Here is a 19490-nt window from a genome sequence, read left to right as displayed (position 1 = left end):
GTTAAGAGCTTTGGTTAAGGATTTTATAAATAAGTATAAGGTAATCCCTTAAATGACGGATAATTAAAAATCTGTGTTTTACTCTTTCTTTGGCGTGGAATCCCATTTCTTCTCTGAAATATTTATTTGCTAAAAGTTGTTTTATTCTCAATGCAGTGCCCTCAATGCTATTTACGAGATAGCCTGTTACGCCGTGCACAATCTGTCTTTTTATTCCACCTACATTTGAGCCAACAACTGGCTTTCCTTTCCACATCGCCTCTGAAACAACAAGACCAAACCCCTCTTTTATAGATTTTTGCACAACAACTGTTGCTCCTCTTTGGAAGGCATTAATGTCTTTATGGCTATCAGGTGAAAGATTTAGTACAAAAACATCCTTTTCGTCAGCAGTAAGATTGAGAAGCTCTTTGTAAACTCCTTCTCCTTCTGGATCATCTGAAGCAAAAGATCCAGCAAGAACAAGCTGGCAATCATATTTTTTCTTTACGAGTTTATAAGCTTCAAAAACCCCAAAAGGATCTTTCAGTCTATCAAAACGGGAAACCTGAAGAATAATTGGTTTTTCAGGATCTATACCAAACTTTTCTAATGTATTTATTACTTCTTCTTCTGTAAGCTCTATATTTTTTGGATGCAAGGGATCAATGGATGGAAGAATAGTATAGGTTGGGATTCCTATCTTTTCGTATACAAATTCAGGCATGTGAAAAATACAAGCATCATAGGCATTTAAGAAATTTTCGAGAAAATTCCAGGCTTGAGGCTCAGGAGTTGAAGTGTCTATATGACATCTCCATATCCATTTTTGCCCTGGTTGTTTTTTTATAATAAGACCCATGGGTTGAGGATCATGAATAAAAACTATGTCATAGTTTTCTGTATCTATTTCCCTAAGATTTTCATAAGTAACCTTTAAGTAATAAACAATTTCTTCACTGCTAATACCTTTTCCACTTGGCATGTGAAGAAGATTATGCAATTTTTTTGTAAAATTAAAAAACTTATCATCACCCTTAAACACTTTCCAGTCTGTTTTTATTTCGAGTTCGTTCATAAGAGGAACGAGTCTGTTTAAAATTTCAGCAACCCCTCCTCCTTTGTAAGTAGAATTTATGTGAAGAATTCGTAAACCTTTAAGTTTTTGACTAATGAGAAAGAGCTCTTCAATTGTTTCTTTACCAACAAAGGGAATATATTCTTTTAACATCATTTGTTTTCTAAAATTTTTATGATTTCTTTTTTTACTTCATACAAATTCATGCTGTAAAGATCTAATTTATTTATTTTTTCTGCCTTTTTTGACTCGCCCAAATTGAACAACCAGGAAGAATAGTCGTTAATCAAGGTCTTATTTTCAATTCTTGAAGTTACGAGATGATAAAAAAGAGAATTTATACTTGAATCTTTAAACATATCTATAAATTCTTCTAAATTTTTAGCTATCTTTCCACATTCAATTACTTCTCTTTCAGCTGTGATAAAATAAAACGGAATTTTTTCTTTTTCGTTCCAGTTTTTACCGTAATTTTTTTCCAAGGTTTGAATTAAAACATTTCTCAATTCTTCTAAGTCGTAATAGTCTAAGGGATCAATTATAGAAAGCTTTTCTGCTAAAAAAAGATGCCCATTTTTATAAAACCAGTAGGAAAAACTATTAGTATAAAAGGTAGGTAAATTGTGATAATTAAAAATGTTTATATACATATGATAAAAAATAGAAAATTTATCGATAGTTTTGAGAATTTCTATAAAGTCTTTTATAGAATTTGCTTTGAATCCTGTATATTTTGGAATCCAAAATTCAGACTTGAAGATAAAAGGATTAATCATTTTTTATGAAATTTTCAAGAAGATTTCTTACATCTATATAAGATTTTGCACCATACTTAGCCAAGGTCCTTCCTGATCCTACTTTTATAGTTATAGCCTCTTCTGGAAGGCTTCTAAATAGGTCTTCATCGGTGGTATCATCTCCTACTGCAAGAATAAAATCATAGGGTTTTTCCCTCAAAAATATATTAGCTGCCACACCTTTGTCAATACCTGCAGGTATTATTTCAACAACTTTATTTCCTAAAAGAAGATTAACTTGCATATTTCCAATTAAAATGAGCAGTTCGTCAATTAACTCTGCGATTCTTAAGTTTGCAAGCTCTGGGTCTGCATTTCTGTAATGGAAAACGATAGAAAATTCCTTTTCTTCAATAAAAGATTGAGGTAAGCGATCTACATAAAGTTCCATTATATTTTTTATGGCTGATTTAAAATCTGGTGAGATGTTTACAAGGGTTTCCCAATCCCTGTTATACCTTTTGATAAATATTCCGTGTTCACTTATAAAATTTAATTTTATACCATCAAACCAGTTTGTTAAATCTTCCTTTTTTCTTCCTGAAACAATTACTATATCTGTATTTGGAAATTGAGAAAGATTATTTAGAAGCTCTTTAAGTTTTTTGTCAGGAGCAGCTAAATGTGGTTTTGAGAAAAACGGCACCAAAGTGCCATCGTAGTCAAGGAAAAGTATTCTGTAAGTCGCTTTATCAAAAGATTTTTTAATTTCAGCAACAAGATCTGAATTTAAAAGTTTGGTAGCAAATTTTATTTTTTTATTACCAAGAGATTCTAAGGTAGAAATAAAATCTCTTCCCCACTTTATAATGTTGTATCTTTTTAATCTTTCTTGCATAGAAGAAATTCTTTCTCTTTGCTCTTCTTCTGAGATTTCAAGAGCCTTTTCTATAGCTTCAGTTAAATCACTTACTGAATTGGGATTTACAATAATAGCTTCTCCTAATTCCTTTGCACTTCCTGCAAATTCAGAAAGTATAATAACTCCTCTTTTATCTTTTCTTGAAGCTACAAATTCTTTAGCAATAAGATTCATTCCATCTTTTAAAGGGGTAACCAAAATTACATCTGTAGCTAAGTAATGAGCTACAAGCTCTTCAAAGTTAAGAAATCTGTAATAGTATAATACAGGAATCCAGTGTATTTTCCCAAATCTTCCATTTATTTCACTTATCTTTTCTTCCAATTGTTTTTTCATCCTTTGATAGTGTTCTACGCCTTCTCTTGAAGGAACTACAACCATTATTAAGACAACCTTTTCATGAAGATCAGGACGAGTGATTAAAAGCCTTTCAAAAGCAAGAAGTCTGTTATATATTCCTTTAGTATAGTCAAGTCTATCTACAGAAAAAATAATCTTTTTGTCTTTGAGATGATTTTTAATTTTTTTTACAAGACTTTTTATTTTCTTTTTTTCACAGGCATTATGAAAAAGCTCAAAGTCAATTCCCATAGGAAAGGTTTCAACTTTTATGAATCTATTTTGATATAAGATTCCTCCCATTTTATAATCTATTCCAAGGGTGCGGGAAAGAGTTCTTAAAAAGTTGGTAGTGTATTCAAAAATGTGAAACCCTATAAGATCACATCCTAAAAGACCTTCAAGGAGTTCTTTTCTCCAAGGAAGTTGCATAAAAAGCTCTGGCGGAGGAAAAGGTATGTGAAGAAAAAAGCCTATCATTGTTTCTGGAAAAAGCTCCCTCAACATAGAGGGTAAAAGCATGAGATGATAATCGTGAATCCATACTATTGAGTTTTCTGTTACAAATTTAGATACTTCTTCACAAAAAAGTTTGTTAACTTCTATATAAGTTTCCCAATAACTTTCATCATAAACTACAAAACTTTTAAAACCATGAAAAAGAGGCCAAAGAATTTTATTGCAAAAGCCATTATAAAATTTATCTAATTGCTTTGCAGGAATAAGTATAGGAGAAACTTTATATCTTTTAGCCTTCTTTTTTACCAAATCAAATTTTCTTTTATCTATGTTGTGAGATCCTATCCATCCTATCCAAATATAATCCTTGATATCAGATTTTTTTAAAAAAGTTTCAAGCCCTGATACTAAACCACCAGGACTTTTAGAAAAACTTAAATCTTCTTTTATGGTAAAAGGAAGACGATTAGATACTACGATTAATGTTTTAGATTGATCTTTCATAAAATTTTATGGAATTTTTAAGATTTTTTGATTTTTTAAAAAAAATTAAGCACGATTTTAAATTCGTCAAGTTTTTAAGTTGATATTAAAAGAATTTGTTGTAAAATTGCCATATTATGAGTGTATTGTTAGGAATAAGCATCTTTCCTCTTGATAAAGGAGAAAGTGTTAGTGAATATGTGGCAAGAGCAGTAAAAGTCATTGAAGAGTCAAAATATCCCTATGTTTTGACTCCGATGGAAACAATCGTTGAAACAGAAACTATTGAAGAGGCTTTAGAAATCGTAAAAAGATGTTTTAAGGCTTTAGAAAAGGATTGCAATCGCATTATTGTTAATGTAAAAATGGATTATAGAAAAGGAAAATCAGGGCGTATCAAAGGAAAGGTTAAATCAGTTGAAGAAAAGCTGGGAAAATCTCTTAGCACGACTTAGAGGAGGTCTTTTTGAAACCAAAAAAGATAGTTTTAGCTTATTCTGGCGGTCTTGATACTTCTGTTATTTTAAAATGGCTTGTTGAGAGGTATCAATGCCCTGTCATTGCTTTTTGCGCTGATCTTGGGCAGGAAGAAGACTGGGAAGAAATAAAGAGAAAGGGAATTAAGTGTGGAGCAGAAAAGGTAATTATAAGAGATTTAAAGGAAGAATTTGTAAAAGATTATGTTTTTTTTGCTATTAAAGCTGGAGCAATTTATGAAAACTGGTATATGCTTGGAACATCCCTTGCAAGACCTCTTATTGCTAAGGAACAAGTAAAAATTGCAAAAGAAGAGTCCGCAGATGCTGTTGCACACGGGGCAACAGGAAAGGGAAACGACCAGGTTAGATTTGAGCTAACCTACACAGCACTTTCTCCAGATTTAAAGATCATTGCTCCGTGGAGGGAGTGGGAATTTAAAGGAAGAACTGAGCTTATAGAGTATGCTAAAAAGCACGGCATTCCTGTGCCAGTAACCCCTGAAAAACCTTATAGCATTGATGCCAATCTTTTCCACATAAGTTATGAAGGAGGTATTTTAGAAGATCTCTGGCAAGAGCCTCCAGAAGACATGTTTATTATGACTACCTCTCCGGAAAAAGCTCCGGATACTCCTGAATACATAGAAATTGATTTTGAAAGGGGAGAACCTGTAGCTATAAATGGAGAAAAACTTAGCCCCGCAAGTTTACTTTCAAAGCTTAACAAAATTGGGGGAAAACACGGAATAGGAAGGGTTGACATGGTAGAAAATAGATTTGTTGGGCTAAAAAGCAGAGGGATATACGAAACCCCAGGAGGCACAATCCTTCATGTAGCTCACCGCGCATTGGAACAAATAACTCTTGATAGAGAGGTTATGAGAATTAAAGATACCCTTTCTCCAAAAATTTCAGAACTTATTTACTATGGTTTTTGGTTTAGCCCTGAATTTCAAAGCCTAAAAACCTTTATAGAAAAAACTCAGGAAAGGGTAACCGGAACAATAAGGCTTAAACTTTATAAGGGAAATGTAATGGTTGTTGGGAGAAAAAGTCCTTACAGCCTTTATAAAAAAGAACTTGTGAGCTTTGACGAAAAGGAGGGATACAATCCAAAGGATGCAGAAGGATTTATAAGACTTCAAGGATTGAGACTTAAAATATACAATTTAGTTGCAGGAGGGGATTTATGAGAATCTTTGTTGATACCGCAAAAATTGAAGAGATTAGAAAAGTAAAGGAATGGGGAATTCTTGATGGAGTGACTACTAATCCTACCCTTCTTTCCCAAACAGGGAAACCTTGGAAAGAGGCTGCTTTAGAAATACTTAAGGAGGTTCCAGATAAACCAGTTTCTTTGGAAGTAATAGCAACAGATTTTAAAGGAATGATAAGAGAAGCAAGAGAACTTGCCAAAATGGGAGATAATGTGGTTGTTAAAATTCCATTTACTCACGAAGGAATAAAAGCAGTTCAGGCTTTGGAAGCAGAAGGAATTAAGACAAATGTTACCCTTGTGTTTTCTCCTTTACAAGCTTTAATTGCAGGAAAGGCTGGTGCAACTTATGTTTCTCCCTTTATTGGCAGAATAGATGATGTAGCTTACAACGGAATCCAAGTTTTAGAAGAAATAATACAAATTTATGCCCTTTACGAGTTTGAAACAGAAATAATTGCTGCAAGTATACGCCATGTTGATCATGTTAGAAGATGCGCACTTTTAGGAGTTGATATAGCAACCATTCCTTTTAAAGTAATAGAACAAATGTTTAAACATCCTTTAACAGATGTAGGCTTAAGTAAATTTTTAGAAGATGCTAAGAAAGCTAATATAACTATTATTTAATGTTAGATATTCAATTATTTTATCTTATAAATCATTTTAGATTTCCACTTTTAGATAAAATTTTACCTTTATTTAGCAATTCTCTTTTTATAGATTTATTTTATTTACTTACAAGTTTCACTTTATTAATTAGATATTCTTTTAAAAAATATTTAATTATTCTATTTTTTATGATTTTTGGTTTTTTAATTGTTGATTTTAGTTGTGCAAGAATTTTTAAACCAATTTTTAAGAGAGAAAGACCATTTATTAGTATTTCAGATGTTTATTATTATAAAAATAAACAATTTTTGTATTTAAAAAATCCTTTAAAAAAAGATACAAGCTTAAGTTTCCCTTCTTGTCATGCCTCAAATTCTTCTTTTTCCTCCTTTTATTTATTCTTTTTTTTTCCTAGGTTAGCTATAATTTTATATCCCTTTTTTATTTTTGTTGGGTGGTCCCGTATTTATCTCGGAGTTCACTTTCCTTTAGACATTTTGGGAGGATGGATTTTAGGATTTATTTTTGCTTTCGCTTTCTATAAAATAGCTAATTCAATTTTAACCCAAATTTATGAAAAACAAAGATTTTAAATTAGCTTTTATTTTTATCCTCATTTTGTTCTTTTTGAAAACCATATATCTTTACTTTTTACCAATTTCTCTTTCATATGACGAAGCTTATTATTGGGATTGGTCAAGATTTTTTGACCTTGGATATTATAGTAAACCTCCTATGATAGCCTGGATAATAAAAATATCTACCTTAATTTTAGGAAACACCGAATTTGCAATAAGGTTTCCTGCCTTGATTTGTTTATCTTTAACGATATTTACTTCCTATATCTTAATTTTTAAACATTTTGACAAAAACAATGCCAAATTACTCTTAGTTTTTCTTTCTTTTACTCCAATTTTGACGGTTTATAGTTTTATAATGACCATAGATCCACCTTTGTTACTTTTCTGGGTTTTATCTCTTTATTTCTTTTTAGAATATTTTAAAAATCCATCTCTTAAAAATGCAATTTTGACGGGAATTTTTATGGGATTTGGTCTTTTAACCAAACAAACTATGTTTGTATTTTTATTTTTAAGCCTGATTTATCTATTAATTTTTTATAGAAATTTATTTTTCAAAAAAGAAACTTATTTAATATTTTTGATAGCACTTATTATTTATTTCCCTAACCTTTATTGGAATTACATTCATCAGTTTGTTTTATTAAAACATACAGAAGAACATCTTAGTAGAAAAACTATTTCCATTTATTCTTTTTTAAAATTTTTGATAGACTCTATAGCAGTATATACTCCTCTATTTTTGGTTTTTCTATATGTTGGCTTTTTTTACATTAAAAATTTTTTCAAAAAAACTGGTTCAGAAATTTTAAATTTTCTCTATTTTCTTTCTTTTCCTGCGACTTTAATTCTTACTTTTTTGTCTTTTTTTATTAAGTTTAATGTAAACTGGATTTTACCTTTTATTTTAACAGGATATTTATTTTTGTTTAGCTATTTTTATAATTCTAAAAGTTGGAAAGTTTTGATTTATACCAATTTAATTATAGCTGTTATTTTTTCCTGTGTAATTTATGTTTTTGGTTATTTTTCAGAAAAATTTCCAGAGCCTATTCAGGTGCTTTTAGAGAAATTTAGAGGATGGGAGATTCTTGCGGAAAGGGTTGAAAAATATTATAATAAAGGGGAGCCTATTGTAACTGAGGATAGGGCAATAGCTGCAACTCTGTCCTTTTATTTAAAAGCCCATCCAGAGATTTATGTTATCCAATTTAAAAATTTTCCAGAAAATCAGTATCACATTTGGAGAAATACAAGTTCTTTGATAGGGGCAAAGGTTTTGGTTGTAAAGAGGGGTTTCTCAGAACCCCAATACTTGAAAGATTCTAAAAAACTTGAAGAAATAAGAATAAGAATTACCAAAAAAAGATACAGAAATTTTTCTATATGGCAAGGAATTTTCAATTTTAAGAGTTAGACATGGCTTATTTTTGTCAAGAATGTGGATATAAAAGTTTAAAGTGGCTGGGGAGATGTCCTGAGTGTGGGGCTTGGAATACTTTTGTTGAAGAAAGGGAAGAAAAAGATAAAAAAAATAAAAAAAACTTTTTTGAAAAGGCAAAAGTTCAAAGGCTTTCTGAATTAGAGTTTAAACCACAAGAAAGATTAAAAACTGGTTTATCAGAATTTGACTTAGTTTTAGGAGGGGGGATAGTTTCTTCTTCTCTTATTCTTATAGGAGGGGATCCAGGAATAGGTAAATCTACTTTGTTAACTCAGATAGCAGGTCTTCTTTCTGAAAAAGGGATAAAGGTAGTTTATGTTTCAGCAGAGGAATCTCCTGAACAGGTTAGTTTAAGAGTTGAAAGATTGGGTATAAACAGAGATTTTTATTTTATTTCTGATACAAATTTAGCTGGTATTTTAGAAACAGTTGAGGAAATAAAACCTCAGCTTTTAATTATAGATTCTATTCAAACAGTTTATCTTCCAGAGCTTGAAAGTTCTCCAGGAGGAGTTTCGCAGGTAAGAGAATGTGCAAATACTCTTATGCGTCTTGCAAAAGAAAAGGAAATTACAGTTATTCTGGTTGGGCACATCACCAAGGGTGGGGTTATAGCTGGACCAAAGATTTTAGAGCACTTAGTAGATGTAGTTCTTTATTTAGAAGGGGAAAAAGAAACCGGATTTAGAATCCTTAGAGCTGTTAAAAATCGTTTTGGTCCGGTAAACGAAATAGGAGTGTTTTTGATGACGGAAAAGGGGCTTGTTCCCCATTCTCAATATGAAGACCTTTTTCTTTCAGGAGAAGAAGGAGCTATATTTTGTATAATGGAAGGAACAAGACCCATTCTTGTTGAGGCTCAGGCACTCGTTACGAAAAGTTATTTTGCAGTCCCAAGAAGAACCGCAGTAGGTTTTGATCCCATAAGGCTTTCTTTACTTGTTGCTATCCTTGAAAAAAAACTCGGTTTTAACTTTAGAGATCAGGATATTTATGTGAAAATAGCAGGAGGATTGAGGGTAAGAGATCCTTCAGCAGATCTTGCTATTGCTATGGCATTAATATCAAGTCTTATAGAAAAACCACTACCAGCAAAAACTGTTTTTATCGGAGAAATAGGTCTCTCTGGTGAACTTAGACCCGTTAGAGACATATCTTTGAGACTAAAAGAAGCAGAAAAAAAGGGATTTAAAAAAGCCTTTGTTCCTATTTTAACAGGTATTAAAGAAAAAGAATTTGAAATGGAAATTTTTTCGTGTAAAAAAGTTTCGGAGGTTTGTAAAAAGATTTTTGGTTAAAATGTTTGAAAATATCTTTTCTCTTTGGGGAGATAGAGAGCAACTTAGAATATTTTTAGGAAGATATCCCCATCTTGCTCCTATTTTGTTTATAGTTTTGCAGGCTTTACAGGTAGTTATAGCTCCTATTCCTGGTGAGGCAACAGGATTTTTAGCAGGCTTTTTCTTCGGTGCTTTCAAAGGTTTTTTGTTAAGTAGCATAGGAATTGCCATAGGGTCTTCTATATCCTTTTATATAGGAAGACTTTTAAAAAAGAAAATTTTGAGAAAATACGAAAATTCAGCCCAATATTTAAAAATAAAAAAAATATTTAAAAAATATGGAACTACAGGAGTATTTTTTCTTTATTTATTTCCCGGGTTTCCCAAGGATATTCTAAATTATCTTCTTGGACTTATGCCAATTTCTTTTAAAGCCTTTATTCTGATATCCACTCTTGGAAGATTGCCAGGCACTTTTGCCCTTTCATTGCAGGGTGATGTAGTTTACGGAGGTCATCCTTACCGCATAGTTTTTGTAAGTCTTTCTTTTTTCTTTGTTTTTTTAATCTTTCTTTTTTTAAAAAGATACTTTGAAAAAATTGCTCTTAAAAATTAAATTACTTTTTTCTTACCACCAATACGGGTCTATTTGATATAGCTATTACTCTTTCTGTTACGCTTCCCATAAAAAACTTTTCAATACCTGTTCTCCCATAAGTTCCCATAACTATAAAACCAGCAGCATTTTTGTTTGCTACCTCAACAATTTGCTCAAAAGGTTCTCCCTTTGCCACAACTGTTTGAACCTTTACACCCTCACGCTCAGCAGCCTCTTTTACCATCTTCACGGATTCCTCTGCATAAGGAACATTTTCATCTTTTTTGGCAACAGAAACTACAATAAGCTCACTATTAAATTTTTTGGCAAATCCTATCCCTTCAGATGCTGCTATTTGACTGTAGATAGAGCCATCTGTTGCTATTAAAATCTTATCAAAATTTAAAGTTGCTCCCACAGGAACAACAAGAACATTAGAGACAGCTCCTCCAATTACTTTTCTACCTACAGAACCAAGCATTGTTCCTTTTTTGCCCAGAACTATCAAATCAACATTATTCTTTTTTGCTTCATCAATAATGTATTTAGAAGGCTCGGTTCCTGTATGGCTTACTGTCTCACACTTTACTTGAGCCTTTTCAGCAATAACTTTAACCTCATCAAGAATTTTTTTAACCTCTTTATCTAAAGTCTCCATAAGTTGAGGTAATACAAAATCTGCTCCCAACAATATAGGGAATTCAGCAACACAGATAGCATAAATTGTGCTTCCAAAATGCTTTGCAAGTTCAACTGCTGCCTGCGCAGCAAAATTTGCTGCCTCTGAACCATCAACTGCCACAAGTATTCTTTCCAATTTTACCTCCATTTTAGCCCCCCTTTATTATTATTTTTAAATTTTATTATTAAATTTTTTACAGTTAAAATAATTTTTTAACAAGGACAAAATTTAACAAATTTTAGTAATAAATCGTTAATTCAAAAGGAATTAGACAGTTACAATTATTTTTTTTAATATTTTAGAATTTTATTTTATTTTTCTAAAAATTTTTAATAAAAATTAAATTACCCACCAAAAACTTGAAGGTTGCAAGTGTTCTTTTTTATTTTCTAAATTTTTTGAGGCTTTTACAAAAATGGTCTTATTTTGGTTAAGAGAAGTAAGCAATTTAACCTGAGAATTTTATAACTTTACTTTCAAAAATCTCGGGTTAAAATGGAAGTATGATTAAGAGAAAGCTTTATCAGGAGATAAAAAAGCACATTGAGAAACCTGAGATAACCCTTATTGTTGGACCAAGACAGGCTGGGAAAACAACCCTTATGAAACTCCTGGAGGAGGAGCTGAAAAGAAAAGGAGAACCTACTCTTTTTCTCAACCTTGATCTGGAATATGATAAGGTTCACTTCAGGTCTCAGGAGGCTCTGATTCAGAGGATAAGGCTTGAATTCGGAGAAAAGAAGGGCTTTGTCTTTATTGATGAGATTCAGCGAAAGGAATACACCCTTTAAAATTCACTTCTGGAGAACCAAGGATAAAGCAGAAATTGACTTTGTGATAGATCTCGGAAGAACTCAGATCCTGTTGAGGTGAAGTATAAAGAATTAAAGGAGGCTGAAATTCCAAGGGCTCTACGAAGTTTTATCAAGGTATATAAGCCAGAAAGAGCTTTAGTGATAAATCTCAGACTATATGATAGAATTAAAATAGGAAATACTGAGCTAATACTTTTCCCCTTTTATTACCTTTACGAGGAGGAAATTTTTTAAAAGAAGTTCTCCTTATTTTACCACTTTAAGCGGACTTTGACACCCTTTTGGGCAAGGTATTCTTTGATTTCTCTTATGGTGTACATCCCATAATGCACCATTGAGGCAATAAGAGCGGCATCGGCTTTTCCTTCGGTTAAGACTTCATAGAGGTGTTCTGGGTGACCTGCTCCTCCTGAGGCAATGACAGGTATGTTTACAGCCTCTGCTATCATTCTTGTTATGTTTAGCTCGTACCCCTCTTTTGTCCCGTCTGCATCTATGGAATTGAGACATATCTCTCCTGCTCCAAGGTTTTCAGCTTCTTTTGCCCACCACACTGCATCAATTCCCATAGGCTGTCTTCCACCTTTAATCCAGACTTCATAACCAGAGGGGATTTTAGCTGACTTTTCCACTCTTTTTACATCCATTCCAAGAACTATGCATTGAGAACCAAAAGCTTTAGCTCCTTCATAAATAAGTTTTGGATTTAAAACCGCTGCAGTATTTATTGAAACCTTTTCAGCCCCTGCAAGCAAAACCTCTCTCATATCCTCTAAACTTTTAATTCCTCCTCCTACCGAAAAGGGAATAAAAATGCGTTCTGCAGTTTTTCTAACCACATCAATCATGATTTTTCTGTGTTCAGCACTTGCGGTAATGTCGTAAAAAACAATCTCATCTGCACCCTCTAAATAATACTTTTCAGCCATTTCAACAGGATCGCCAACCTCTACATTATCCTTAAATTTAATTCCCTTTGTAGTTTTTCCGTCTTTTACATCAAGACAAACTACGATTCTCTTGCTGAGCATATCTTTAATTTATAACGAAATCCTTAAAAAGAAAGACCTGAGAGGAGAAACTCCCCTCGTTAGAACCTTAAGCTCAGGTAAAACCAAATCTTTTGCCACCACAGGAAGAACTGCTAAAAGAGGATTTTTTGGCAGAATAAAAACTTGATACAGTTTTTTTGACATTTTGTGAATTACAATATGGGCATTTTACTTTCGTTTCTTCTTCTTTTTTAAGTAAAAGCTTTTCAAAAAGTTTTCCGCAATTTAAACATTTATACTCATAAATGGGCATAACCTAAATCTCCCCTTTTCAAAAATAAAGCCGTAAGTAAAATAATAACTTTTATTTAAAAATCAAGAGCAAATTTTAGAAAAAATTTTTAAAAGTGCTTCTGAAGCCTTTTCTTTGATAAAATAATCTGAGATGGAATTTGTATAAGTAGTTTTTTCAAGGTTAATTTCTACGATTTTTGCCTTATTTAATTTTGCCATATACGGAAGTTCACAGGCAGGATAAACAACTCCAGATGTTCCAATAACTAACATTACATCACAATTTTTTACCTCAAACTCAGCTTTTACTTTTGCGTTAAAGGGTATAGGTTCTCCAAAAAATACCACATCAGGTTTTAAAGGGCTATTACAATCTTTGCACTTAGGATAAGGTAGGGCTTCAATGACTTCTTTTTTAACTTCCTCTCTTTTACCACATCTTAAACACAAAAGCCATCTGCAATTTCCGTGAAATTCTATTACATTTTTGTTTCCGGCAAGTTGATGCAGTCCATCTACATTCTGAGTAATAACAGATTTTAAATATCCCAATTTTTCAAGTTCAGCTAAAATCTTATGAGCAGGATTTGGTTTTGCATTAAGGATAATTTCAAACATTTCTCTTAACATTTTCCAAACCTTTGCAGGATCTTTAAAAAAAGCCTCTATATAGGCAAATTCTTCTGGATCGTACTTAGCCCAGAGTCCCTGTGATCCTCTAAACGGAGGAATACCACTTTCTACAGAAATGCCAGCTCCAGTAAAAGCTACAACATATTTAGAGTCTTTTATGAGTTCTGCAACTTCTTTATATAAATTCATTAAGAAGTCTTTGTTTCCTCAAAAAGCCACTTTTTAAAGCATTCATTTGTTTTTTCTATATCTATTTTTGCAATACAGGGACAGGTATAAGAATGAAGCTCAAGGATTCTTTTTTCTACAATTTCTGAAAGGGATTCCTTTGTTTTAACAATCATGATAGCTTCTTCAGATTCGTCAATTTTTCCTTCCCACCAATAAATAGATTTAACTTTTGAGAAGATGTTAACACAGGCACATAACCTCTCTTCCAGCAAAGTCTTTCCTATTTTTTGAGCCTCATCTACAGAACCACAGGTAACATAAAAAAACACTACCTTTTCTTTCATATAATTTCTACCTCCACTTCTTCGTCTTTTTCATATCCAAGAAGATCCCCGGGGATACAGAGTATCCCATCAGCTTTAACCAAGGTCATAATAAGACCAGATTTGCTTATAAGAGGAGTAGCAAAGATTTCCCCATCTTTTTCTTCAAGATAAACTCGTACAAAGTCTGTTCTTCCTGCTTGGGAGTAAACACTTTTTGTTAGTCTTGCCTTAACTTTACACTTATAACTCTTGTCAGTTATTCCAAGCATTTTTTCCATAACAGGCTTTACGAAAAGCTCGAAACACACATAAACAGCAACAGGATGACCAGGAAGTCCAAAAACGGGTTTTCCGTTACAGATTCCAGCTATTACAGGTTTTCCCGGTTTAATGGAAATTCCGTGAAAAATAACCCCAGGTTTACCAAGTTCATCTATAATTTGAGCAGTCATATCTTTTATTCCTGCACTTGTTCCTCCACTTATTAAAATAATATCTGCCAACTCATTAGCCTTTAACACCACTTCTTTAATTTCATCATAATTGTCCTTTACAATTCCCATTTTAAGAGGAATTCCTCCGGTTTCTTCAATCAATCCTGCTAATACAAAGGAATTAATGTCTCTAACTTTTCCAGGGGTAGCTTTTTCGTTGTGAGGTATAATTTCATCTCCCGTAAGTATTATAGCAACGACAGGTTTTTTAACGACTTTAACTTCAGTAATTCCTAATCCTGCAAGTCCTCCTATATCTTGGGGCTTTAGTTTATGCCCTTTTGGTATTACAAGTTCTCCCTTTTTAATGTCTTCGTCTTCAAAAATGACATTTTCTCCTGGTCCAACAGGCTTTAAAACTTCTATTAAATCAGAAGAAACTTCGTTTACATGTTCTATCATTACCACCGCATCTGCTCCCTCAGGAAGCATTCCCCCTGTTCCAATTTGAGCAGCTTCTCCGGGACCTAAAGAAAAATCTGGAGCCTTACCCATAGGAATGTGCCCTTTTACTGTTAAATAAGCAGGCATAGTTTCTTTTGCTCCGAAGGTATCTTGAGACCTTACTGCAAATCCATCAACAGTTGATCTTCTAAAACCTGGCAAATTTTCAGGAGCAAAAATGTCTTCGTAGGTAACCCTGTTATATGCCTTTTCTATAGGAATTTTTTCAAAAGGAAGACTTGAAAAAGTTACCTTACTTAAAAGAGTCTTTAGCCCTTCTTCTAAAGTAAGATATTTTTTATCAAGCATTACCTTAGGTTTTTATTATAATCAAAGAGAAAAAAAAATAAAGCATATTCAAAAAAGAAGAAAAAAAAGATAATTTAAAGAAAAAATAAAAAATATTTATGTTAATAGCATTTTCCAGAGGAAAATCCCTTTAATTTAACTTGACAGATTTTTTGAAAGAATCTATAAAAATTTAAAGATTAATAAAAAAATTTAAATTAAAAATAGAAAAGGTTTTAAGTAATAAAAAGGAGGTGGGTTTATGAGTATGAAAATTACAAGAAGGGACTTTTTAAAGTTATCCATAGGTTCTTTGGTTTTAAGCTCTTTGGGAATTAATTTAGAACCTGTTAAGGCTTATGCGAAAGAGCTTAAGATTGAGGGTGCAAAGGAGACAACAACCATCTGTCCCTACTGTTCAGTTGGATGTGGAATTATTGTATATGTTAAAGGAGGAAAGGTAGTAAACACTGAGGGGGATCCAGATCATCCCATTAATGAAGGAAGCCTTTGTCCGAAGGGTGCTTCTCTTTATCAGCTGGCAAACAATCCAACGAGGCTTTTAAAACCCCTTTATCGTGCACCTTATTCAGACAAGTGGAAAGAGGTTCCCTGGGACTGGGCACTTGATAGGATTGCCAAGCTGGTAAAGAAGACAAGAGACAAGTATTTTATAGTTAAAAATGAGAAGGGGCAATTAGTAAACAGGCTTGAGGCAATTGCTCATGTAGGATCTGCAGCCCTTGACAATGAGGAGTGTTACATTTTGCAGAAGTTTTTAAGAGCACTTGGAATCGTATACATAGAGCATCAAGCGCGTATATGACATAGCCCAACAGTAGCGGCTCTGGCAGAGTCGTTTGGAAGAGGAGCAATGACCAATCATTGGATTGATCTCAAAAATGCTGATGTTATCTTAGTTATGGGTGGCAATCCAGCTGAAAACCATCCGGTTTCTATGAGATGGATACTAAAAGCTAAAAAGGAAAGAGGTGCAAAGTTAGTGGTTGTTGATCCTAAGTTTACAAAAACAGCTGCACATGCAGATCTTTATGTTCCTATTCGTCCTGGAACAGACATAGCCTTTCTTGGTGGTTTAATAAAGTACATTATTGATAATGAGCTTTATTTCAAAGAGTATGTAGTGAACTATACAGATGCATCCTTTTTAGTTGATCTTAGCTTTAAAGATACAGAAGACCTTGGTGGAGTCTTTTCTGGATACGATTCTCAAAAGAGAAAGTATGATAAGGCAACCTGGAAGTATCAGCTTGATGAAAACGGAATCCCAAAGAAGGATCCGACTTTAAAAGATCCAAACTGTGTATTTCAGCTTTTGAAAAAACACTTTTCAAGATATACCATAGATGTGGTTTCTGAGATTACGGGTGCACCAAAGGAAAAGATTTTAGAGGCTTATAAAATTATTGCATCAACTGGCAAACCAAACAAGGTTGCAACAGAATGTTATGCTATGGGGTGGACTCAGCACACAGTGGGGGTGCAGAACATAAGGTGCATGGCAATTATTCAGCTACTTCTTGGGAACATTGGAATGGCTGGTGGTGGAATAAATGCTTTAAGAGGTGAGTCAAATGTTCAGGGTTCAACAGACATGGGGCTTCTTTTCCACATTTTACCTGGCTATTTACCCATGATAAGGGCTTCTCATGTTGATTTGAAGACTTATATTGAAAAGAATACTCCAAAGACAAAAGATCCTAAGAGTTTGAACTGGTGGAAAAACAGACCAAAGTATATAGTTAGTTTACTTAAGGCTTTCTGGGGAAACCATGCAACTCCTGAAAACGATTTTTGTTTCAATTACTTACCAAAGCTTGAGGATGACAAGTCTTATACCTGGTATGATTTGTTTGATGCTATGTATAAAGGGAAGATTAAGGGATTTTTTGCTTGGGGTCAGAATCCAGCCTGTTCATCTGCGAATGCTAACAAGGTAAGGGTTGCTCTTTCTAAACTTGACTGGCTTGTTTGTGTAAATCTTTGGGATAGTGAGACTGCATCTTTTTGGAGAGGACCTGGAATGGACCCGAAGAAGATAAAGACAGAGGTATTTTTACTTCCAGCTGCGGCATCAGTGGAAAAAGAGGGAAGCATTACCAATTCTGGAAGATGGGTGCAGTGGAGATATAAAGCAGTTGAACCACCTGGGGAAGCAAAACCAGATGCTGAGATTGTAAATGAGCTTTATAAGAGAATAAAAGCTTTATATGAAAAAGAGGGTGGAGCATTTCCTGATCCCATATTAAAGCTTAACTGGAATTATGGAGTTGATAAGGTTGATACGAAGCTTATAGCTAAAGAGATTAATGGATACTTTACCAAAGATATTACGATAGGAGACAAGGCATTTAAGAAAGGGCAGCAAGTTCCGAGTTTTGTATTCTTACAGGATGATGGTTCTACTGCATGTGGGTGTTGGATTTATTCAGCGGCATTTACTGATGAAGGAAACATGATGGCAAGAAGAGAAAAGGTTGATCCAACAGGGCTTGGAATGTATCCGAAGTGGGCATGGTGCTGGCCTGTTAATAGAAGAATAATTTATAACAGAGCAAGTGTTGATCCTATGGGTAATCCTTGGGATCCACAAAGACCTGTTATCAAGTGGGATCCTGTGGCAAAAAAGTGGGTGGGAGATGTGCCTGATGGACCTCAGCCACCTCTTGCTATGGAAGGAGGGGTATTACCTTTTATTATGAAGCCAACAGGTGTGGGAACAATTTTTGGAGCTGGTCTGGCAGATGGTCCGTTCCCCACTCATTATGAGCCCGTTGAATCTCCATTTGCTAATATTCTTTATCCAAAGGTTAGATTTAATCCTACTGCGAGAATATTTAAAGATACACCTCTTGATAAAATAATTTTAGGAGCTGATCCTAAGTATCCTTATATAGCAACTACTTATAGAGTTACAGAGCACTGGCAGACAGGTCTTATGACAAGGAATATGCCCTGGCTTCTTGAGCTTGAGCCTCAGGTATTTGTAGAGATGAGTAAAGAACTTGCTAAGGAGCTTGGTATTAAGAGCGGAGACAAAGTTATTGTTACTTCTCCGAGAGGAAAAATCTGGGCAATAGCTATCGTTACTGAAAGAATTAAACCTCTTAAGGTTATGGGACATACCTGCCATGTTGTAGGAATACCTTGGCATTATGGATGGAGATGGCCTGAAGATGGAAGCGGTGGCGATAGTGCAAACCTTCTTACTCCACCTGCGTATGACCCGAATACTTCCATTCAGGAGACTAAATGTTTTGCTGTAAATATTAGAAAGGCTTAAGGGAAAGGGGGAATTGTTTCCCTTACTTTACAAGGAAATAAAAAGGAGGGATAAAAATGGCAAGAAAGGGACTTCTTATAACACCGGAGTTATGTATAGGATGTAGGGCTTGTCAGGTAGCGTGTAAGTCCTGGAATGGTCTTCCTGCAGAAAAAACAAAAAATAACGGAACTCACGAAAATCCGCCAGATCTTACAGGATATACCTATAACAGGATAAGGTTTTTAGAAAAGGTAGTTAATGGAGAGGTTAAATGGGTTTTTGTTTCTCAAAGGTGTATGCATTGTGGAGAGCCAGCATGTGTTCAGGTCTGTCCAGTTGGGGCTATGCAAAAAGATCCAGAAACAGGAATTGTGTTTTACGATAAAAACATTTGTATAGGATGTCAGGCTTGTAGATCAGCCTGTCCTTTTGATGTTCCAAGATATGATAAAAATGGCAAAATTGGGAAGTGTCACATGTGTATAGACAGGGTTAAAGCTGGTTTAATTCCAGCATGTGCAAAGACCTGTCCAACTGGGGCTATAAAGTTTGGAGATAGAGATGAGCTTATAGCAAAGGCAAGGGCTGAAGGATTTAAGGTGCTTTATGGAGAAAAGGAGCTCGGAGGATTAGGAGTAATTTTTGCAATTAATCAACCCCCAAGTTATTATCAGCTTGCAGAAAATCCAAAGGCACCTGAGAAGGTGGTTGCCCTTGGAGAAATGCTTAGAATTCTCGTGGCTAAAGGAGTTCCCATAGAAAATTCTATAATTAAAGAATTCCTCAGCTAAAGTTTCTCTTTTATCTCAAGGGGGAATTTTCCCCCCCCTTTTCTTTTTTGAATTTTAAAATAAAATG

Annotated in this window: 21 protein-coding genes; 12 read left to right on the top strand and 9 right to left on the bottom strand. The window is 33.9% G+C overall.

Annotation, left to right across the window (positions count from 1 at the left end; translation table 11 throughout):
* Nucleotide 1 precedes the first annotated feature (1 nt).
* The 3 genes from ACLGLP_RS01940 to ACLGLP_RS01930 are packed head-to-tail and all read right to left on the bottom strand — an operon-like array spanning nt 2 to nt 4018.
* The gene (locus ACLGLP_RS01940; protein ID WP_492113259.1) at nt 2–1210 is read right to left on the bottom strand and encodes a glycosyltransferase; all 1209 of its coding nucleotides are present in this window, start codon (nt 1208–1210) and stop codon (nt 2–4) included.
* Complete coding sequence (locus tag ACLGLP_RS01935; RefSeq protein ID WP_492113258.1) at nt 1210–1833, bottom strand: DUF5752 family protein; 624 nt, start codon at nt 1831–1833, stop codon at nt 1210–1212. Before ACLGLP_RS01935 ends, ACLGLP_RS01940 begins: the two co-directional genes overlap by 1 nt.
* The gene (locus tag ACLGLP_RS01930) at nt 1826–4018 is read right to left on the bottom strand and encodes a bifunctional alpha,alpha-trehalose-phosphate synthase (UDP-forming)/trehalose-phosphatase (protein WP_492113257.1); all 2193 of its coding nucleotides are present in this window, start codon (nt 4016–4018) and stop codon (nt 1826–1828) included. The genes ACLGLP_RS01935 and ACLGLP_RS01930 overlap by 8 nt, the downstream gene beginning before the upstream one ends.
* 116 nt (nt 4019–4134) lie before the next feature.
* Between ACLGLP_RS01930 and ACLGLP_RS01925 the strand changes: the two genes are divergently transcribed.
* The 7 genes from ACLGLP_RS01925 to ACLGLP_RS01895 are packed head-to-tail and all read left to right on the top strand — an operon-like array spanning nt 4135 to nt 10225.
* Nucleotides 4135–4452: an MTH1187 family thiamine-binding protein gene (locus ACLGLP_RS01925; RefSeq protein ID WP_492113256.1), complete on the top strand. Its 318-nt coding sequence runs from the start codon at nt 4135–4137 to the stop codon at nt 4450–4452.
* A gap of 11 nt (nt 4453–4463) precedes the next feature.
* Entirely contained in the window at nt 4464–5669 is a 1206-nt protein-coding gene (locus ACLGLP_RS01920; RefSeq protein WP_492113255.1) for an argininosuccinate synthase, read from the top strand.
* Complete coding sequence (gene fsa, locus ACLGLP_RS01915) at nt 5666–6322, top strand: fructose-6-phosphate aldolase (protein WP_492113254.1); 657 nt, start codon at nt 5666–5668, stop codon at nt 6320–6322. The genes ACLGLP_RS01920 and fsa overlap by 4 nt, the downstream gene beginning before the upstream one ends.
* Nucleotides 6322–6897, top strand: a complete 576-nt coding sequence (locus ACLGLP_RS01910; RefSeq protein WP_492113253.1) for a phosphatase PAP2 family protein — start codon at nt 6322–6324, stop codon at nt 6895–6897. The genes fsa and ACLGLP_RS01910 overlap by 1 nt, the downstream gene beginning before the upstream one ends.
* Nucleotides 6878–8302: an ArnT family glycosyltransferase gene (locus ACLGLP_RS01905; RefSeq protein ID WP_492113252.1), complete on the top strand. Its 1425-nt coding sequence runs from the start codon at nt 6878–6880 to the stop codon at nt 8300–8302. The genes ACLGLP_RS01910 and ACLGLP_RS01905 overlap by 20 nt, the downstream gene beginning before the upstream one ends.
* A gap of 2 nt (nt 8303–8304) precedes the next feature.
* Nucleotides 8305–9627 carry a DNA repair protein RadA gene (gene radA / locus ACLGLP_RS01900; protein ID WP_492113251.1) on the top strand — a complete coding sequence of 441 codons (1323 nt, stop codon included), beginning with the start codon at nt 8305–8307 and terminating at the stop codon, nt 9625–9627.
* A gap of 1 nt (nt 9628) precedes the next feature.
* A complete protein-coding gene (locus tag ACLGLP_RS01895; protein ID WP_492113250.1) occupies nt 9629–10225 on the top strand; it encodes a TVP38/TMEM64 family protein in 597 nt (198 codons plus the stop codon).
* A 1-nt stretch (nt 10226) separates the two neighbouring features.
* On the opposite strand, the gene ACLGLP_RS01890 is transcribed toward ACLGLP_RS01895, so the two are convergent.
* Complete coding sequence (locus ACLGLP_RS01890; protein ID WP_492113249.1) at nt 10227–11036, bottom strand: universal stress protein; 810 nt, start codon at nt 11034–11036, stop codon at nt 10227–10229.
* A 356-nt stretch (nt 11037–11392) separates the two neighbouring features.
* On the opposite strand from ACLGLP_RS01890, the gene ACLGLP_RS01885 reads away from it, so the two are divergent.
* From ACLGLP_RS01885 to ACLGLP_RS01875, 3 genes are read left to right on the top strand one after another with little or no spacing between them, the layout of a single operon-like run.
* Nucleotides 11393–11680 carry an AAA family ATPase gene (locus ACLGLP_RS01885; protein WP_492113248.1) on the top strand — a complete coding sequence of 96 codons (288 nt, stop codon included), beginning with the start codon at nt 11393–11395 and terminating at the stop codon, nt 11678–11680.
* Nucleotides 11649–11762 carry a DUF4143 domain-containing protein gene (locus tag ACLGLP_RS01880; protein ID WP_492113247.1) on the top strand — a complete coding sequence of 38 codons (114 nt, stop codon included), beginning with the start codon at nt 11649–11651 and terminating at the stop codon, nt 11760–11762. The genes ACLGLP_RS01885 and ACLGLP_RS01880 overlap by 32 nt, the downstream gene beginning before the upstream one ends.
* Nucleotides 11759–11938, top strand: a complete 180-nt coding sequence (locus tag ACLGLP_RS01875; protein ID WP_492113246.1) for a hypothetical protein — start codon at nt 11759–11761, stop codon at nt 11936–11938. The genes ACLGLP_RS01880 and ACLGLP_RS01875 overlap by 4 nt, the downstream gene beginning before the upstream one ends.
* Nucleotides 11939–11955: 17 nt before the next feature.
* Here ACLGLP_RS01875 and hisF read toward each other — a convergent pair whose 3' ends face one another.
* The 5 genes from hisF to ACLGLP_RS01850 form a co-directional block, all read right to left on the bottom strand.
* A complete protein-coding gene (gene hisF / locus ACLGLP_RS01870) occupies nt 11956–12735 on the bottom strand; it encodes an imidazole glycerol phosphate synthase subunit HisF (protein ID WP_492113245.1) in 780 nt (259 codons plus the stop codon).
* Between the two features lie 73 nt (nt 12736–12808).
* On the bottom strand, nt 12809–13009 hold the full coding sequence (locus tag ACLGLP_RS01865) for an FmdB family zinc ribbon protein (protein WP_492113244.1): 201 nt from the start codon (nt 13007–13009) through the stop codon (nt 12809–12811).
* A 62-nt stretch (nt 13010–13071) separates the two neighbouring features.
* The gene (locus ACLGLP_RS01860) at nt 13072–13812 is read right to left on the bottom strand and encodes an SIR2 family NAD-dependent protein deacylase (protein ID WP_492113243.1); all 741 of its coding nucleotides are present in this window, start codon (nt 13810–13812) and stop codon (nt 13072–13074) included.
* Nucleotides 13812–14138: a divalent-cation tolerance protein CutA gene (cutA, locus tag ACLGLP_RS01855; protein ID WP_492113242.1), complete on the bottom strand. Its 327-nt coding sequence runs from the start codon at nt 14136–14138 to the stop codon at nt 13812–13814. Before cutA ends, ACLGLP_RS01860 begins: the two co-directional genes overlap by 1 nt.
* Nucleotides 14135–15367: a molybdopterin molybdotransferase MoeA gene (locus tag ACLGLP_RS01850; protein WP_492113241.1), complete on the bottom strand. Its 1233-nt coding sequence runs from the start codon at nt 15365–15367 to the stop codon at nt 14135–14137. The genes cutA and ACLGLP_RS01850 overlap by 4 nt, the downstream gene beginning before the upstream one ends.
* A 247-nt stretch (nt 15368–15614) precedes the next feature.
* Between ACLGLP_RS01850 and fdnG the strand changes: the two genes are divergently transcribed.
* Together fdnG and ACLGLP_RS01840 are read left to right on the top strand one after the other, a co-directional pair.
* Nucleotides 15615–18650 carry a formate dehydrogenase-N subunit alpha gene (gene fdnG / locus ACLGLP_RS01845; RefSeq protein WP_492113722.1) on the top strand — a complete coding sequence of 1012 codons (3036 nt, stop codon included), beginning with the start codon at nt 15615–15617 and terminating at the stop codon, nt 18648–18650.
* Between the two features lie 56 nt (nt 18651–18706).
* On the top strand, nt 18707–19423 hold the full coding sequence (locus ACLGLP_RS01840) for a 4Fe-4S dicluster domain-containing protein (RefSeq protein WP_492113240.1): 717 nt from the start codon (nt 18707–18709) through the stop codon (nt 19421–19423).
* The last annotated feature ends 67 nt before the right edge of the window (nt 19424–19490 follow it).

It is taken from the genome of Caldimicrobium sp. SLHALR3 (assembly GCF_058692735.1).
This window is presented reverse-complemented; position numbering and strand designations above follow the sequence as displayed.

What these genes read in the sequence shown, in the direction of transcription:
- ACLGLP_RS01940 (WP_492113259.1), bottom strand. Translation starts at nt 1,210, where the DNA reads ATGTTAAAAGAATATATTCCCTTTGTTGGTAAAGAAACAATTGAAGAG.
- ACLGLP_RS01935 (WP_492113258.1), bottom strand. Translation starts at nt 1,833, where the DNA reads ATGATTAATCCTTTTATCTTCAAGTCTGAATTTTGGATTCCAAAATAT.
- ACLGLP_RS01930 (WP_492113257.1), bottom strand. Translation starts at nt 4,018, where the DNA reads ATGAAAGATCAATCTAAAACATTAATCGTAGTATCTAATCGTCTTCCT.
- ACLGLP_RS01925 (WP_492113256.1), top strand. Translation starts at nt 4,135, where the DNA reads ATGAGTGTATTGTTAGGAATAAGCATCTTTCCTCTTGATAAAGGAGAA.
- fsa (WP_492113254.1), top strand. Translation starts at nt 5,666, where the DNA reads ATGAGAATCTTTGTTGATACCGCAAAAATTGAAGAGATTAGAAAAGTA.
- ACLGLP_RS01910 (WP_492113253.1), top strand. Translation starts at nt 6,322, where the DNA reads ATGTTAGATATTCAATTATTTTATCTTATAAATCATTTTAGATTTCCA.
- ACLGLP_RS01905 (WP_492113252.1), top strand. Translation starts at nt 6,878, where the DNA reads ATGAAAAACAAAGATTTTAAATTAGCTTTTATTTTTATCCTCATTTTG.
- radA (WP_492113251.1), top strand. Translation starts at nt 8,305, where the DNA reads ATGGCTTATTTTTGTCAAGAATGTGGATATAAAAGTTTAAAGTGGCTG.
- ACLGLP_RS01895 (WP_492113250.1), top strand. Translation starts at nt 9,629, where the DNA reads ATGTTTGAAAATATCTTTTCTCTTTGGGGAGATAGAGAGCAACTTAGA.
- ACLGLP_RS01890 (WP_492113249.1), bottom strand. Translation starts at nt 11,036, where the DNA reads ATGGAGGTAAAATTGGAAAGAATACTTGTGGCAGTTGATGGTTCAGAG.
- ACLGLP_RS01885 (WP_492113248.1), top strand. Translation starts at nt 11,393, where the DNA reads ATGATTAAGAGAAAGCTTTATCAGGAGATAAAAAAGCACATTGAGAAA.
- ACLGLP_RS01880 (WP_492113247.1), top strand. Translation starts at nt 11,649, where the DNA reads ATGAGATTCAGCGAAAGGAATACACCCTTTAAAATTCACTTCTGGAGA.
- hisF (WP_492113245.1), bottom strand. Translation starts at nt 12,735, where the DNA reads ATGCTCAGCAAGAGAATCGTAGTTTGTCTTGATGTAAAAGACGGAAAA.
- ACLGLP_RS01865 (WP_492113244.1), bottom strand. Translation starts at nt 13,009, where the DNA reads ATGCCCATTTATGAGTATAAATGTTTAAATTGCGGAAAACTTTTTGAA.
- ACLGLP_RS01860 (WP_492113243.1), bottom strand. Translation starts at nt 13,812, where the DNA reads ATGAATTTATATAAAGAAGTTGCAGAACTCATAAAAGACTCTAAATAT.
- cutA (WP_492113242.1), bottom strand. Translation starts at nt 14,138, where the DNA reads ATGAAAGAAAAGGTAGTGTTTTTTTATGTTACCTGTGGTTCTGTAGAT.
- ACLGLP_RS01850 (WP_492113241.1), bottom strand. Translation starts at nt 15,367, where the DNA reads ATGCTTGATAAAAAATATCTTACTTTAGAAGAAGGGCTAAAGACTCTT.
- ACLGLP_RS01840 (WP_492113240.1), top strand. Translation starts at nt 18,707, where the DNA reads ATGGCAAGAAAGGGACTTCTTATAACACCGGAGTTATGTATAGGATGT.